General features: G+C 64.5%; 14 protein-coding genes, 1 tRNA gene and 1 other RNA gene. 9 read left to right on the forward strand and 7 right to left on the reverse strand.

Features of this window, described 5'->3' with window-relative positions:
• Positions 1 to 25 precede the first annotated feature (25 nt).
• The gene (locus LOC59_RS08930) at positions 26 to 1,288 is read left to right on the forward strand and encodes a glycosyltransferase 87 family protein (RefSeq protein ID WP_229971536.1); all 1,263 of its coding nucleotides are present in this window, start codon (positions 26 to 28) and stop codon (positions 1,286 to 1,288) included.
• On the opposite strand, the gene mptB is transcribed toward LOC59_RS08930, so the two are convergent.
• Positions 1,251 to 2,789: a polyprenol phosphomannose-dependent alpha 1,6 mannosyltransferase MptB gene (gene mptB / locus LOC59_RS08935; RefSeq protein WP_229971538.1), complete on the reverse strand. Its 1,539-nt coding sequence runs from the start codon at positions 2,787 to 2,789 to the stop codon at positions 1,251 to 1,253. The two genes, LOC59_RS08930 and mptB, sit on opposite strands and share 38 nt — an antisense overlap.
• 253 nt (positions 2,790 to 3,042) lie before the next feature.
• Between mptB and LOC59_RS08940 the strand changes: the two genes are divergently transcribed.
• The 5 genes from LOC59_RS08940 to LOC59_RS08960 all read left to right on the forward strand — a co-directional run bounded on the left by LOC59_RS08940 (position 3,043) and on the right by LOC59_RS08960 (position 6,431).
• On the forward strand, positions 3,043 to 3,681 hold the full coding sequence (locus LOC59_RS08940; protein ID WP_229971540.1) for a hypothetical protein: 639 nt from the start codon (positions 3,043 to 3,045) through the stop codon (positions 3,679 to 3,681).
• A 45-nt stretch (positions 3,682 to 3,726) separates the two neighbouring features.
• Positions 3,727 to 4,344 carry an oligoribonuclease gene (gene orn / locus LOC59_RS08945; protein ID WP_227895563.1) on the forward strand — a complete coding sequence of 206 codons (618 nt, stop codon included), beginning with the start codon at positions 3,727 to 3,729 and terminating at the stop codon, positions 4,342 to 4,344.
• A gap of 142 nt (positions 4,345 to 4,486) precedes the next feature.
• Positions 4,487 to 4,562: transfer RNA gene (locus LOC59_RS08950), tRNA-His, on the forward strand.
• A gap of 93 nt (positions 4,563 to 4,655) precedes the next feature.
• Positions 4,656 to 5,813 (forward strand): acyl-CoA dehydrogenase family protein, encoded by a 1,158-nt coding sequence (locus LOC59_RS08955; RefSeq protein WP_229971542.1) that lies wholly within the window; start codon positions 4,656 to 4,658, stop codon positions 5,811 to 5,813.
• A 45-nt stretch (positions 5,814 to 5,858) separates the two neighbouring features.
• Positions 5,859 to 6,431 carry a peptide deformylase gene (locus tag LOC59_RS08960; protein WP_227895561.1) on the forward strand — a complete coding sequence of 191 codons (573 nt, stop codon included), beginning with the start codon at positions 5,859 to 5,861 and terminating at the stop codon, positions 6,429 to 6,431.
• A 113-nt stretch (positions 6,432 to 6,544) separates the two neighbouring features.
• Here LOC59_RS08960 and LOC59_RS08965 read toward each other — a convergent pair whose 3' ends face one another.
• The 3 genes from LOC59_RS08965 to rnpB all read right to left on the reverse strand — a co-directional run bounded on the left by LOC59_RS08965 (position 6,545) and on the right by rnpB (position 10,232).
• On the reverse strand, positions 6,545 to 8,011 hold the full coding sequence (locus tag LOC59_RS08965) for a glyceraldehyde-3-phosphate dehydrogenase (RefSeq protein WP_227895560.1): 1,467 nt from the start codon (positions 8,009 to 8,011) through the stop codon (positions 6,545 to 6,547).
• Between the two features lie 252 nt (positions 8,012 to 8,263).
• Entirely contained in the window at positions 8,264 to 9,652 is a 1,389-nt protein-coding gene (locus LOC59_RS08970) for an MFS transporter (protein ID WP_227895559.1), read from the reverse strand.
• Positions 9,653 to 9,850: 198 nt separating this feature from the next.
• Positions 9,851 to 10,232: RNase P RNA component class A (gene rnpB / locus LOC59_RS08975), an RNA gene on the reverse strand.
• A 43-nt stretch (positions 10,233 to 10,275) separates the two neighbouring features.
• Here rnpB and LOC59_RS08980 point away from each other — a divergent pair.
• Positions 10,276 to 11,046 (forward strand): YaaA family protein, encoded by a 771-nt coding sequence (locus LOC59_RS08980; RefSeq protein ID WP_229971544.1) that lies wholly within the window; start codon positions 10,276 to 10,278, stop codon positions 11,044 to 11,046.
• Positions 11,047 to 11,064: 18 nt separating this feature from the next.
• Here the strand turns inward: LOC59_RS08980 and LOC59_RS08985 are convergent, their stop codons facing one another.
• The 3 genes from LOC59_RS08985 to LOC59_RS08995 form a co-directional block, all read right to left on the reverse strand.
• Positions 11,065 to 12,039 carry a reverse transcriptase-like protein gene (locus LOC59_RS08985; RefSeq protein WP_227895557.1) on the reverse strand — a complete coding sequence of 325 codons (975 nt, stop codon included), beginning with the start codon at positions 12,037 to 12,039 and terminating at the stop codon, positions 11,065 to 11,067.
• 4 nt (positions 12,040 to 12,043) lie between these two features.
• A complete protein-coding gene (locus LOC59_RS08990; protein ID WP_229971546.1) occupies positions 12,044 to 12,784 on the reverse strand; it encodes a zinc ribbon domain-containing protein in 741 nt (246 codons plus the stop codon).
• A 73-nt stretch (positions 12,785 to 12,857) separates the two neighbouring features.
• On the reverse strand, positions 12,858 to 13,799 hold the full coding sequence (locus tag LOC59_RS08995) for a Nif3-like dinuclear metal center hexameric protein (protein ID WP_227895555.1): 942 nt from the start codon (positions 13,797 to 13,799) through the stop codon (positions 12,858 to 12,860).
• A gap of 87 nt (positions 13,800 to 13,886) precedes the next feature.
• Here LOC59_RS08995 and msrA point away from each other — a divergent pair, with 87 nt between their 5' ends.
• On the forward strand, positions 13,887 to 14,411 hold the full coding sequence (gene msrA, locus LOC59_RS09000) for a peptide-methionine (S)-S-oxide reductase MsrA (protein WP_227916729.1): 525 nt from the start codon (positions 13,887 to 13,889) through the stop codon (positions 14,409 to 14,411).
• A 79-nt stretch (positions 14,412 to 14,490) separates the two neighbouring features.
• On the forward strand, positions 14,491 to 15,426 hold the full coding sequence (gene cysK / locus LOC59_RS09005; RefSeq protein WP_227895553.1) for a cysteine synthase A: 936 nt from the start codon (positions 14,491 to 14,493) through the stop codon (positions 15,424 to 15,426).
• Positions 15,427 to 15,455: the final 29 nt, after the last annotated feature.

The raw sequence follows: 15,455 nt of genomic DNA on the forward strand, positions 1-15,455 counted from the left end.
GACCCGCGAAGGAGAACCACCCCGCATGCCGTCCATTCCGGTTTCCGCCGACTCCCGATACATGCGGCCGCGCGTCCTGTGGATCACGTTCGCCGTCCTTCACCTGCTCTTCTTTGGCTTTCTTTCCCCGCTGATCTTTACCGGCGAAGTGCTCAGTGACATCCAGTTCTACCGCCAGTGGGCCTTCGAAGGCATCACGGAGGGCTACTGGCAGGGCATCAGCACGGACTGGGTCTATCCCATCGGTGCACTGGTGCCAATGCTCCTGGCGGCCGTCCTGGGCTACGGGCCGTACCAGCTGGCCTGGTTCCTCATTTTTGCGGGCCTCAACGCCGCAGCCTTGGCCGTCCTCACCAGCCAGCGCACCCGCCAGCGGTACGCTGCCGCCTATTGGTGGATGGGCATTACCGCCTTGCTGGCTCCGGTCGCGGTTGGGCGTGTGGACGGCCTGACCGTACCCCTGGTCATCATCGGGTTGCTGCTCCTGGCCCGGCGGCCCGTCGTCGCCGCGGCCCTGCTGGCAACTGCCACCTGGATCAAAGTCTGGCCTGCAGCGGTGATCCTGGCCGTGCTGGCCGTCTCCCGGCGGCGCCTGACCGTGCTGGCCACCGGTGCGGCGGTCTCGGCAGCCATCGCCGCCGTCGTGGCAGCAGCGGGCGGCGTCCGCCACCTCCTGAGTTTCGTCGGAGCCCAGGGCGACCGGGGGATGCAGCTGGAGGCACCGTTCACGACGCCTGGATTGTGGCAGGCAATCCTGGGCAGTTCGGATGCGCACATCTACGAAGACATCATCATCAACACACGCGAAGTCCGGGGCGCCCTTGGCGAGCCGGTTGCCGCGCTAATGACCCCGCTCCTGGTGCTGGCGGCGGCCGCCGTCGTCGTCCTGCTGCTGTGGGCGCTGCGCCGCGGAGCCGACGCCGGGGCGCTGTTGGCTTCCGGCTCCCTGGCACTCGTGGGTGCCTTTATTGTCTTCAACAAGGTCGGCTCGCCGCAGTTCATGCTCTGGCTTGGCGCCGTCGCCGCTGTCGGCATTGCCTGGAAGGGCCGGTCCTGGCTCGTTCCGGCGGCCATGATGATCCCGATTGCCGGGCTGACCACTTTGGTCTACCCGATCTTCTACGAAGCGCTGTACAACGACCTCAACATCGGAGTCGCACTGCTGCTCACCGTCCGGAACATCCTTGTCATCGCCCTGTTCGCCTGGGCGGTCCTGGACGTCGTCCGGCTGGCACGGGCGGGCCGGGAGCTCAGCGAATCCGAAGTTCGCCCGGAGACGGCTCCGTAAGCTTCTTCCGGAAGAGCACCTTGGTCTTGGGATCAAGGAAGATCAGGTAGAGCGCGAAGCCCACTGCGGTAACGGCCGCAATCTGGCGGGCAGCGCTGAGGCTGAACTCAAAGTAGGGCCAGATGTCGAGCTGGTCGCTGATCGCATAGACCATGAAGAACGAGACAAAGAGGTACAGCGTCTTCACCTGCCAGTCGTCGCGGATGCCTGTGACAGCAAAGAGCGGGATCAGCCAGACGACATACCAGGACTGGATCATCGGTGCCAGCATGACGATCGCTGCGAAAGCCAGGGTCAGGCGCCGGACCAGCCGGCTGTAGTCCCCCACGAACATGAGCCAGGCGACAATGGCCAGGGAGGCCAGCCGGCCCACGGTGTGGATGAAGTCCGCAAAGGACCAGCCCGGGAGACCGAGTGCGTTGCCCAGGGTTGCCACGATGAGTCCCAGGAACCCGACCGGGGCGTACCAGATCCAGACGCTGCCCGGAGTGCTCAGCGCTCCTACCCAGCCGAAGCCCAGTCCGTTGATGACACCCAGGACAGCCAGCAGCCCCAGCGAAAGTCCTGCGGTGAGGAACCAGTAAAGGAACCTGCGCGGCCAGGAGGCACCTTTGCCTGCCCACATGAGACCAATGAAGGGCAGGAAGATCAGGGTGATGGGCTTAATGCCCACGGAAAGCGTCACCAGCAGGATGCCAAGAATGGCACGCTTGGTCGCGGCGTAGTACAGGCCGGCAAGGGCGAGCCCGATCATAAGGGCGTCGTTGTGGATGCTGGCGATGAAGTTGGTCAGGAACAGCGGGTTGGCGGCCGTGAGCCAGAGTGCCCGGTTCGGGTTGATGCCGTGCAGCTCGGCCAGCTTGGGAACGTAATACACGCACATGGCGACACCGGCCACTGATATCAGCCGGAACAGGAGGATGGAAAACTCTGTCTGCCCTCCGGTAATGCGGACTACGATTTCCTCAATCCACAGGAAAATCGGTCCATACGGTGTGGGACTCTGTGCCCACAAATCGTCCGCGCCGAGCTGCAGGTAGTTGGAAATCTGCGAGTAGCCGTCCTTGTAGGGATTAAGGCCGCTGACCATGACCAGCCCCTGGGCGATGTAGGCAAAGACATCCCTGCTGAACAGCGGCAGCGCCACCGTCATGGGCGCTCCCCAGGCAAGGACAGCCTTCAGCACGTAAGGCCTGGATTCGGGCCCCCAGTCCCCAATCCGCTGCCCCAGCCGGAGCCATGAGCGCACCAGCAGCATGCCGCCGACGGCGAGGAGGAAGACGGAGATGACCGCCCCTGCCGGCTCGAAGCGCAGCCACATGATGAAGCCCACCCGCCGCAGCTCGACGGACGACAGGGAAAGCCATCCGACACCGAGGGACCCGGCCAGCATCAGCAGCGAACCGACGAATCCTTGGACGATGGCGACATTGGGACGATCGGCGTTCACGTTCTCCGGTGAGGGAGACGAAGGCTCGGTCGCAGGGACCTGGGCGGTCATCGTGGGTCGTTCCAATCTCTGGTTCGTGCAGCTGTCCCAACGTTCAGGCGCCCGAATGCAGACGGGCGCCGCCGCGGATCCGCACAGGCTCATGGTCCGTCAGCGGGCCCTGCCAAGGCGGCTTCGTCAGTAGGCCAAATATTAGCATCGAGGTGTAACCGCTCCCCTGCTGCCCGGCGCGCTTAGCGAAAGGTGCGTCACGGCTCACATAGACTGAGCGGGTTGGATCGGACAAGGCAAGGCGGTATGGGCTGTGGGGCGCCACCGGGCAGAACCAGTAGAACACCGGCGGGGCAGGCGTACCCCCGAAACGGGAACGACTGCGCGCCGCAATCCCGAACTCCTGGCCTGGGGGGTGTTCCTCACCGGGACCAGCGCACTGAGCCTCACCTGGGCCGAGATACCCGCCGGACCGGCCGCAGGGGCGTCCGCCCTGCTGCTCACAGCCTTTATCCTCGCCTGGTACCTCTCTCCCGCTGCGGCCACCAAAGCTGCAACGTCAGATGCAGCTGTTCCTGCGCGCATTCCTGCGCTGCAGCCAAGCCCAGTGTCCGGACCCGTCGCCGGGCCAGGCAACAGCGGGGCCCCCGATACTGCGGCGCCCTCCGTAGCGGAAGCCATCGCCGCCGCAGCTGCCGCGAAAGCTGCGGCCCCGGAAGAAGCCCCTCTTCCGCGTATTCCGGCAGCCCCGGAGGCAGTACGGGAATTCCTCGGCTCTACGGACCGCCCGTCCTTCCAGCAGGACGGACCCAGCCGCTGGACGCGCACCTTTGGCCCGCCGGAAACCGGGTCGCTGCCGCTGCAGCCGTACGTCCCCACCCGCCGGCGGACACCCGCAGCACCGGCAACCGACCGGCGCGACCGGAGTCAGCGCAGCCATTCGAGCTTCTAGCCCAGTGCCCGGCGCCCTGGCCAGCGGCCGGGGTACATTTGTCTCGTGCCAATAACAAATGAACGCATTGTATGGATTGACTGCGAGATGACCGGACTGGACATCAGTGCCGATGCCCTGATTGAGGTCGCCGTCCTGGTTACCGATTCAGAACTGAATGTACTCGGCGAGGGTGTCGACGTCGTCATCAAGCCCGAGGACTCCGCCCTGGAGCAGATGGGCGACTTCGTCCGGCAGATGCATACGACGTCGAAGCTGCTTGAGGAACTCCCCCACGGCATGACAATGGCAGAGGCTGAAGCCGAAGTCATCGAGTACATCACCAAGTGGGTGCCCGAGCCGAAGAAGGCACAGCTCGCAGGAAACTCCGTCGGCACCGACAGGATGTTCCTGGCCCGTGACATGCCGGAAGTCATCGATTACCTGCACTACCGGATCATCGACGTTTCCACGATCAAGGAACTGGCCCGCCGCTGGTACCCCCGCGCCTACTTCCAGGCCCCCGCGAAGCACGGCGGGCACCGCGCCCTGGGCGATATCCAGGACTCCATCAATGAGCTCCGTTACTACCGTGCCGCTGTCTTCGTTCCGGCGCCCGGGCCCGATTCGGCTGCCGCGAAGAAGATCGCTGCGGGACTGGAACGGGACGGCCTCGATGGTTAGCTCCGTCACATTTGGGGCCCACGGTGCCCAACGTGTCAGGAGCACGCGAAAAAGCGTGTAAGCTTGTATCCGCTGCCTCAGATAAATGAGTTCACAAGGACCACTCGCCTGGACTTTGTGAATGAATATCTGAGTGCACATGGTGGGTATAGCTCAGTTGGCAGAGCGCCTGGTTGTGGTCCAGGAGGTCGCGGGTTCAACCCCCGTTACTCACCCCAATGAGGCTGGCATCCAGCTTCGACAGGCCGCCTCGGATATTTCCGGGGCGGCCTTCTTCGTAGTTGTTTCGTTTTTGCACAAGGAGTCGCTGCGTGGAACGCACGCTGTTCGAAGAGGACCACGAACTTTTCCGGGACCTCGCCCGCGAATACAACGAGCGGGAGATCGCTCCGGGCTATGCCGGCTGGGAAGCGGACCACATGATGCCGCGGCGTATCTGGAAGGCAGCGGGAGAGCAGGGCCTCCTCGGCCTTGCCGTCCCCGAAGAGTTCGGCGGAGCCGGCATGCCGGACTACCGTTACCGCGTGGTCCTCGATGAAGAGTTCGCCCGCTCCAACCACCTCGCCGTGGCGCTTGCGTTCCATCTCCAGGATGATCTGGTCCTCCCCCACCTGCTGGCCTATGGATCCGATGATCTTAAGGAACGCTGGCTGCCGCAGATGGTCAGCGGGGACAAGGTCACCTCCGTAGCGTGGAGCGAACCGGGGGCGGGGAGCGACCTGCGGGGCGTCCGTACCAAGGCGGTCAGGACCCCCGACGGCGACTGGCTGCTCAATGGCCAGAAGACCTTTATTGGCAACGGCATCAGCGGCGACGCTGCCCTGGTCCTCGCCCGGACCGACGGCAGCACCGGGCGGGGGTCGGGCGATTCCTTCAGCCTGTTCATGGTGGAGAAAACCGACGGTTACACCACCGGACGCCAGCTGGACAAAATGGGCGTCAAGGCCTCTGATACTGCTGAACTCTTCTTTGACGACGTCCTCGTCCCGGCCGGGAACCTCGTGGGCGTGCAGGGGCAGGGCCTTAAGTACGCGGCAGAGCAGCTCCCCCAGGGACGCCTGGCCATCGCTGTCGCCTCCTCCGCTGTCGCCCGTGCGGTTTATGAAGCGACCAGGCAGTACACCCGGGACCGTGCTGCTTTTGGCCAGCGGGTCGCTGATTTCCAGAACTCACGTTTCGTCCTCGCAGACATCCTTACCGAGGTGGAGGTCACGGAAGCCTACGTCGATTCCGCGGTGCTGGCCTTCAACGCCGGGACCCTGGACGCCGTCTCAGCTGCCAAGGCCAAGCTCTGGGCCAGCGAGCGGGTCAAGTCCATCACCGACCGCTGCCTGCAGCTCCATGGAGGCTACGGTTACATCATGGAGTATCCCGTCGCGCAGGCCTTCCTCGCGGCGCGCCTCCTGACGATTTTCGGCGGAACTTCGGAAATCATGCGGGACGTCATCGGACGCAGCATTGCCGCCTAGCAACCTCCGCTCAGCCCTTCCCGGAAGAAAGAAGCACAACACGCAATGACCGTCCGTCCCATAGTCATTCACGGGGAACCCGTCCTGCACCGCCGGGCTGCCGAAGTCGAGGTCTTCGACGATGAACTGCGCACCCTGGTGGCCGACATGTTCGAAACCATGGACGTTTCCAACGGTGTGGGCCTGGCTGCCCCGCAGATCGGCGTTGGGCTGCGCATCTTTACTTTCCATTTCCCGAATGACGACGACGCACCGGACCGCGGCGTCCTGATCAACCCCGTCCTGGTCACGTCCAAGGTCCCCGGATCTGCGCCGGACCCGGATGAGGACACGGAGGGCTGCCTGTCCGTCCCCGGTGAGAACTTTCCGCTGCGGCGGGCCGAATGGGCGCGCATCTCCGGCGTTGATGAGACCGGAAAGCCGGTGCAGTTCGAAGCCACCGACTGGTTCGCGAGGGTCCTCCAGCACGAGTACGACCATCTGGACGGCAAGCTCTATGTTGACCGGCTCAATGACCGGTGGGGGCGCAAGGCACGCAAGGTGCTCAAGGCCAACGGCTGGGGTGTTCCCGGCCTGACCTGGATGCCCGGCGTCGATCCGGATCCTTTCGGCCACTGACACCCGAATACTGCAGCGGGAACAAACAACCGCTCCAACAGCCGCTCATAGATAAAAGCAGTGCCCGTCCGGGTCACCGGACGGGCACTGCTTTTATTCGGGCAGAGGTGTTGCTAGGCGGTAACGGCCAGCTCCTCAGCCCGCGGGAACGCCGGCGGGTTCACATGTGCCATCTCTTCCAGGACACGGATGACCTGGCAGCTGTAGCCGTACTCGTTGTCGTACCAGACGTAGAGGATGGCGTTCTTGCCGTTGGAGATGGTGGCCAGGCCGTCAACGATTCCGGCGCGCTTTGAACCGACAAAGTCGGTGGAGACCACTTCGGGCGAATCGATGTAGTCGATCTGCTTGTGCAGCTCGGAGTTCAGCGAGGTCTCCCGGAGGAAGGTGTTCAGCTCTTCCTTGGTGGTCTCGGTCTCGAGGTTCACGTTCAGGATGGCCATCGAGACATCCGGGGTGGGAACGCGGATCGCGTTGCCGCTGAGCTTGCCGGCCAGTTCCGGCAGTGCCTTGGCAACAGCCTTCGCAGCTCCGGTCTCGGTGATGACCATGTTCAGCGCAGCGGAGCGGCCGCGGCGGTCACCCTTGTGGAAGTTGTCGATCAGGTTCTGGTCATTGGTGAAGGAGTGAACCGTCTCGACGTGTCCGTTCACGATGCCGAACTTGTCATTGAGGACCTTCAGCACCGGAGTGATGGCGTTCGTGGTACAGGACGCTGCCGAGAGGATCTTGTCCTCGTCGGTGATGGCCTGGTGGTTGATGCCGTGCACGATGTTCTTCAGGTCGCCCTTGCCCGGAGCGGTGAGCAGTACGCGGGAGACACCCTTGGCGCTCAGGTGCTGAGCCAGTCCGGCTTCATCGCGCCAGCGGCCGGTGTTGTCCACCACAATGGCGTTGTTGATGCCGTAGGAGGTGTAGTCCACGGTTGCCGGGTCGTTGGAGTAGATGACCTGGATCAAAGTTCCGTTGGCCAGGATGGTGTTGTTCTCTTCATCCACGGTGATGGTGCCGGGGAAGGCACCATGGACCGAGTCGCGGCGCAGCAGGCTGGCACGCTTGACCAGATCGTTTTCGGCGCCCTTGCGCACAACGATGGCCCGCAGGCGCAGCCCGTGTCCGCCGCCTTCGTGGTCAATGAGGATGCGGGCCAGCAGGCGGCCGATGCGGCCAAAGCCGTACAGGACCACATCGGTGCTGGTGCGCTCGTCCGCGCCGTGCTTGCCGGCGACGTCCGCCAGCTCCGTGCGGAGGAAGTCCAGGAGCGGGACGCCGTTGCCTTCACGCTGGTACTTGGTATTCATGCGGGCCAGGTCCACGGAAGCTGCGCCAAGTTCGAGTTCGGTCAGGGCGCGCAGGATCGGCAGGGTCTCGGAGACGGGAAGTTCGACGTCGTCGATCTGCCGGGCAAAGCGGTGTGCCTTCAGGATGTCAATGACGGAACGGTTGACCAGCGGGCGGCCGTGAACTGACGTGACAACGCTGTTCTCCCGGTAAAGCCGGCCAATAAGCGGGATCATGGCTTCTGCCATTGCCTCCCTGTCCATCCACGCATCCAGGCAGGTATCGGACTTCTGGCTCACAGATCTTCACATCCTTTGTCTCAGCCGGCACTGCTTTGTGACGGTTGGTATGACCGCCGGAACTCACACCGGCGGCAAGCCCTTGAGGGCCGGGTCTTCGTTGTGGCCGGCGGCAGATACTGCGTGCCGCGGACCACTACTAAGTGTATTAGGCCACAACAGCAGAGCAGGACCAGCCCGGGAGATCTTCATCACAGGCCGGCGGGCGGCTGCGGCGGGTGTCCGGACTTCAGGCACTATGGCAGGCACCTGCTACTTTTCCAGGACGGCTTCGCCGTTTTCCCTGGACCGCGCCTCGTCTGCGTCCAAGTCTTCAGGGGCCGGTGCCGCGGGGCCGGTGCCCCGGCCGCTGTCAGCCGGCGATTCGTGCGCCGGGTCATCCTCGGGCATGGGCGCCAGGTCCTCCAGATGATGCACACCCCTCAGCGGACCGAAGGAGGCAACCACGGGCGCCAGGACAGCTATGACGATTCCCGTCACGATGCCGGCGCGCACGCCGATGGTGGAGGCCAGGATGCCGGCGACCAGGGACGCAACCGCCAGCATCCCCCAGCTCACCATCCGGGTGGCGGAACCCAGCCTGCCCATCATGCCGGACGGGCATACCCGCTGGCGGAAACTCGTGGAAACCACGATGTTCATCGAGATGGCGAGCCCGGTCAGGAACATTCCGAAGAAACCCGGCAGCATGCCCCAGCCGGGTGTCATGAGCAGCAGGGCTGCGTAGCCAATCGCGGCGGGAAACATGGAGTAGCGCCATACGACGCCCGACCCGAACCTGTCCGCCAGCCATTTGACGCTCAGCCCGCCCAGGGTTCCGCCCACCGCGGTAGCGGCCATCAGGAGCCCCAGCCAGGTCCCGGTCTGGCCCAGCGTCCTCACCACCAGCAGGACGATCAGGGACACCACTATGTTGCCGCCGAGGTTCCACAGTGCGGCGACCAGCAGCAGGACGCGCAGCGGCGTTGTGCTGAGCGTATAGCGCAGTCCCGATCCCATTTCACGCCAGATGTGACGCTTCTCGGTTGATGCCGGAAGGGGCTCCTCGACGTTGAGCCGCAGTATCGCCGCGCAGGAGGCAACGGACGCTGCCACCTGGACCAGCAGCGAGTTCGAAGCGCCGACAGCGTGCGTGAGCCAGCCTCCCAGCCCGCGGCCAACGGCGTCGGCCGAAGCTCCGGAACCGGTCATCAAGCCGTTGCCTTCTATCAACTCGTCTTTGGCGACGGCGCGCGGTATCAGAGCAGCCTCGGCGAGGGTGAAATAGACGGCAGCCAGGCCCGCCAGGAACGACACGACAAACAGTTGTGCGGTGCTGAGCACTCCCATCCAGTAAGCAATGGGAAGCGTGGCCAGCAACACCACCCTGGCGATGAGCGAAATGAGGATCACCGGACGCCGCCGGCGCCGGTCCACGATAACTCCGACCGGCAGTCCAAAAAGGAGCCAGGGAAGGAAAACCATTCCCGAAAGGGCAGCAACGGCGAAGTCACTGGCCCCCAGTTCCACGGCGGCGATAACCGGCAGGGCGACCGCGGTCACGGATCCGCCCAGGATTCCCATGGTCGACGAAATCCAGAGGGCCCGGAAGTTCGCGTTGCGAAGCACCAGATGCCGTGATGGCGGAGACGTAGTGACCATCGACACAGAATAGCCGAGGTGGATGCGAGTGCATGACTCGCCGTGCGCTTGAAGAAAAGTGGCCGGAAATGAAGCGGAAAGCCCCTCCGCCTGTTGTTTCCGCTTCCGAACAGGCGTAAGCGGCGCATCCGCGGGATCGCCGTCCCGGCACGCCGGGAGACCAAAGAGCGGCAAAGTACCGGCCGAACCAGCTCATGAGGGACGGGCTGGCCGATAAGCCGGGTTTTGTACCTGTCCGCCGTTACCAGCGGACGGGCGGCAATCATCCATCTACGAGTACCGTTGCCGATACCCTCCAGCAGCCTACCCGGATGCTCGGGCGGGCAGCCCTCAAACACATCCTGTCTGGCCTTGCTCCGGGTGGGGTTTACCTAGCTGTCCCGGTCACCCGGGACACTGGTGGTCTCTTACACCACCGTTTCACCCTTACCTGCGCATGAACGCGGGCGGTCTCTTCTCTGTGGCACTGGCCTGCGGGTTTCCCCGAGTGGGCGTTACCCACCACCCTGCCCTGCGGAGCCCGGACTTTCCTCGGCAGGTCCGGCCGAAGCCGTCCTGACGCGATTGCCTGGCCAACCCGTCCCGCGGTCAATGCTACCTGCCCGCAAACGTAGGATTAATCAGTGCTGATCCTGCTGCCGCCCTCGGAGGGCAAGACCCGCCCCGCACAGGGGCCCACGCTGAACCCCGATTTCCTCCGCTTTCCGGAGCTGGCCACGGCCCGGAAGCTCGTGCTCTCGGCCCTGGCCGAGACCAGTGCATCAGCAGATGCCCACAAGATCCTCGGCGCAGGACTCTCGCTGGCCGCCGAGGTCACCCGCAACACGGTGTTGGAGAGCGAGCCCTGCGCCCCGGCGCACCAGGTGTACTCCGGAGTCCTCTACGATGCCCTCGGCTATGCGTCCCTGACGCCGGCACAGCGGGCACGTGCCGACGCCGCCGTCGTTGTTGTTTCTGCCCTGTGGGGCGCCATTGGCTTTGCGGACATGATTCCCGCCTACCGGCTGTCCATGGGAACAAATCTTCCCGGCGTCGGGCGGCTCGCTGCCTTCTGGAAAGCGGCACTCACGGAGCCGCTGAATGAATGCGCTGCCGGCGATCTGGTGGTGGACTGCCGATCCAGCACCTATGCAGCGGCCTGGCAGCCGGATCCTGCGCGCAGCGCAGCAGTCAACGTCTTCCAGGTGCGGGGCGGGGAGCGCAAGGTCGTATCCCACTTCGCCAAGCACACACGCGGGGAACTCGCACGGCATCTGCTCACCAGGACAGGCGCCGAGCCGTCCACCGTTGACGAACTGCAGCACGCCGCAGCCGAAAAGTGGGAAGCAGAGCTCGTTCCGGCACAGGGACGAAAACCGCATCAGCTCAACCTCATCCTGCCCGAAGACCACTAGTCCCGCGGCACGGTCGGATCAGGGAAGGTCTGCTACGAGCTCAACTTCGAAACCGTCAGCGTTTTCGAGGTAGGCAGCGTAGTGGTCCGCTCCCCCGGCATGCGGATGCTTATCTCCGAAGAGCAGGCTCCAGCCGTGGCTTGCGGCGCGCCGGGCCAGAAGGTCGACGTCGGCAGGAGATCCCGCTCCGAACGCCAGGTGGTTCACCCCTGGCCTGCGCCGTTCGTGGTCCGCCGGAAGGACGTCGGGCCCTGCCTCAATCACGATGTAGCCCGCAGCGCCCTGCCAGCGCGCCCCGGTGGCCCACCGGTCCCGCAGCACGAAGCCCAGGCGCTCCAGCAGCCAGCCCAGGCTCTCTTCCGCCCGGGGCAGGTCCCGCACCCAGATCTCGGTGTGGTGGATGCGGCCAGTAGGGGCGCTATCCGCGGCGCTGGCTGCTTCCTTGGCAGAAGAACCCTCACTCTCCACGGCCGTCGGCGAGCCTGCGGGCGTCGCTGTGCGGGTTGATTCCCGCTGCTTCCACGGCACGCCGGCAATTCCGGCGTCCATGGCTTCGTTGGACAGGCGGTCCGCGTCCTTGTTGATCTCCCGCGGGATCCACTGGTACTTCACGCGGCGGGGGTCCACTGTGGCCCTGGCTTTGGCCGCTAGCCGCTGCATGTCCTCGTGTTTGATCTTCCAGCGCCCGCTCATCTGTTCAACGACGAGCTTGGAGTCCATCTTGGCCAGGATCCAGGCCTCGGGGTCGACCTCATGGGCCAGCTCCAGTGCAGCAATCAGGCCGGAGTACTCCGCAACATTGTTGGAAACGATGCCCAGGTATTCTGCCTTCTCCATGAGGATCTCCCCGGTATCCGGATCACGGACCAGGGCCCCGTACCCGGCGTGGCCCGGATTTCCGCGCGAACCGCCGTCCGCTTCGACGATGAGGGTCCGGCGGGCGGGAGCAGCTGAAGAATGGACAGGCGTGTCCGACGGGTCAAACAGGGTCACGGAACTAGCTGCCCCACTCCGAGGAGCGCACCAGGATGCAGCCGGAATCCGGGCAGAAAACGATGTCGTCTGCTGCTGCCTTGCGGATATCTGCAAGGTCGCCCGGGCTCAGCTGCATGCCGGATCCCTCCGACGTTCCGTGGAACAGCCGGGCAGCGCCAATCCCGTGCCGGGAAAGGGTGCGTTCGTAGACCGCCAGGAGGTCGGGCGCAAAACGTCCGGCAAGCTCGGTGCGCTGGCGCATGATTTCAGCGCGCTCGGCTTCAATCTCCGCAAGTTCTGTATCCCGCCGGCCCTCAAGGTCAGTGAGTTCCGTCTCGGCTGCCGCAGCCTCGGTGCGGCGCTCGGCTTCTACGGCCTTGACCGCTTCGAGGCGCTCCATCACCTCAAGCTCGGTGTCTTCCAGGTCCGAACGCCGGCGGCTCAGTGATTCGATCTCGCTCTGCAGCGCCGTGAGTTCCTTGGAACCGCCGTGGCCGCTGTCAAGGTGCTTCTGGTCGCGTTCCAGGCGCGCGACGACGGATGCAACGTCCGCTTCGGCTCGCGCGAGCTTGCGCTCAATGTCCGCGCTCTGCGTGGCGGCGGCTCCGAGGGCGGTGCGTGCCGCGGCGGCTTTACCGGCCAGGGCCGTGAGGTCCGGGTTCTCGCGCACCCTGCGGGCGCGGGAGTCCAGCTGCTTCATCCTGCTGTCCAATGCCTGCAGGTCCAGCAGCCGCAGCTGCTCCGCCGATGATGCTTTTGCCACCAAATACCTCCACTTGATCCGCTTGCCTGTCTGGTGCGGCCCTCCTAGCCTATGCCACTGGGGCCGCGCCTGTTCAGCCGGGGGTCAGCACAAAGTCCCACGGATCGGTATTGCGGCTGCTGACCCGGATTTCCACGGTGAATCCCTGGTCCGTCAGCACGTTCTCCAGCGCCTGGGCCGCCGGGGTCAGCCAGAGCCACTCGCTGCCGAAGTGCGAGACATCAATGAGGTAGGGACGGCCGTTCACGGCCGCTTCCCTCGCCTCTGAGGCGGGATGGTGCCGGAGGTCAGCGGTGACGTAGACATCCGCATGCTGGGCGCGGACGGCGTCGAACAGGCTGTCGCCTGCACCGCCGCACACAGCAACCCGGCGGACAAGTCCCTGCGGGTCCCCCGCCACCCGCACTCCACCGGCGACAGCCGGCATGATGCTGAAAACCAGTTCGGCGAAGTTTCCCAGCGTCGTGACCTCCGCGAGGTTGCCTACCCGCCCGATGCCTTCCTCGGGAAGTCCGTTGACGGCCGGAACCAACGGGACGGTGTCGTGCAGGCCAAAAGCATCTGCCAGGACATCGGAGACTCCCCCGACGGCGCTGTCGCCGTTGGTGTGGGCAGTCACCAGGGCGCAGCCGCCTTCAATCAGCCGGTGCACGGCGTCGCCCTTGAATCCGGTACCCGCCACCGAGTGGACGGGCTTAAGCAGCAGCGGGTGGTGCGTCAGCAGGAGGTCCGCACCCCACTCGAGTGCTTCGTCGATCACTTCATGCGTGGGATCGACGGCGAGCAGGATCCGCGTGACCGCGCGGGAGGGCCGTCCCGTAACCATCCCGACGGCATCCCAGTCCTCGGCAAGTGACTCGGGCCAGAGCTCTTCGACGGCCAGCAGGACATCGCCAACGGTGGGTTGGGAGAGGGTTTCCGCATCCGGAGTGGCCGGGGTGCCCGGAGTTTCCTGGGGAGTGTCCGGCAGGTCGGCGCCGGTGGCGTCATTGTCGCCGTTGCGTGGGGTTTCCATAGATATAAGTTCTACCCCACGGCACCCCTTTGCGGGCACACCGCAAACCCGGGAATCTTTGACAGCGCAGCCGCCTTGTACATGAGCATGAAGACCTATGTTCTTGGCGGAGGCTGCTTCTGGTGCCTCGACGCCATCTATCAGAAAACACGCGGCGTGCAGAGCGTGGTGTCCGGCTACACCGGCGGGTTTACCGCCCACCCGGACTACGACAGTGTTTGTTCTGGGATCACCGGGCACGCAGAGGTCGTGGCCGTGACATTCGATGAAAACATCATCCCCGCCGAGGTCATCCTGGATATGTTCTTCATCTCGCACGATCCGACGACGCTTAACCGGCAGGGATACGACGTCGGCACGCAGTACCGGTCCTCGATGTTCTACCGGACAGACCAGGAGCGCGAAGAGATGGAGAAAGCGGTCCAGCGGGCCCAGGCGCTGTGGAGTGACCCTATTGTCACGGAGATCACCCCCCTGCCCACATTCCACCGGGCTGAGGAGTACCACCAGGACTTTTACGCCAAGCATCCCGAACAGGGCTACTGCCAGGTGATCATCAACCCGAAGCTGGCGAAGGCCAGGAAATATTACGCCGAATGGCTTGACAACTAATCCTGTGAATGACCGGCGATAGGCTTGAGGAAACTGCCTTCACGCCGGCCCACAGGCCAACGAACAGAGGAAAATCCACATGGCACGAATTTACGACGACGTCACCCAGCTGGTAGGCGGCACGCCCCTGGTCCGCCTCAACCGGCTCACCGAAGGCCTGCCCGGCGACGTAGCGGTAAAGCTGGAGTTCTACAACCCCGCCAACTCGGTCAAGGACCGCATCGGCGTCGCCATTGTCGACGCGGCTGAAAAGGCCGGGGCCCTCCGCCCGGGAGGAACCATCGTCGAGGGCACGTCCGGCAACACCGGAATCGCCCTGGCCATGGTCGGCGCCGCCCGCGGCTACAAGGTCATCCTGACCATGCCCGAAACGATGTCCACGGAACGCCGGGTCATGCTGCGCGCCTTCGGCGCCGAAATCGTCCTGACTCCGGGTGCTGACGGCATGCGCGGCGCCGTCGAGAAGGCCAAGGAAATCGTGGCCACCACGGAGAACTCCATCTGGGCCCAGCAGTTCGCCAACCAGGCCAATGTGGAAATCCACCGCACCACCACTGCCGAGGAGATCTGGGAAGACACCGACGGCAAGGTGGACATCTTCGTAGCCGGAGTCGGCACCGGCGGCACCGTCACGGGCGTCGGCCAGGTCCTGAAGAAGCGCAAGCCCGGCGTCCAGATCGTCGCCGTTGAGCCCAAGGATTCCGCGATCCTCAACGGCGGTTCCCCGGGGCCGCACAAGATCCAGGGTATTGGCGCCAACTTCGTCCCCGAGATCCTGGACACCGAGATCTACGACGAGGTGTTTGACGCGTCCATCGAGGACTCCGTCGCCACGGCACGGGCACTGGGTACGCAGGAAGGCATCCTCGGCGGCATCTCCTCCGGTGCGATCGTCTGGGCCGCACTGGAACTGGCCAAGCGCCCCGAAAACGCCGGTAAGCTGATCGTGGCCGTTGTCTGCGACTTCGGAGAACGTTACATTTCCACGGTTCTCTACGACGACATCCGCGGCTAGCCAGCCCCGCCTGCGACGGCGGAGAACTA

The sequence above is a fragment of the Arthrobacter sp. zg-Y916 genome, from assembly GCF_020907385.1.
GTDB classification, from domain to species: domain Bacteria; phylum Actinomycetota; class Actinomycetes; order Actinomycetales; family Micrococcaceae; genus Arthrobacter_B; species Arthrobacter_B caoxuetaonis.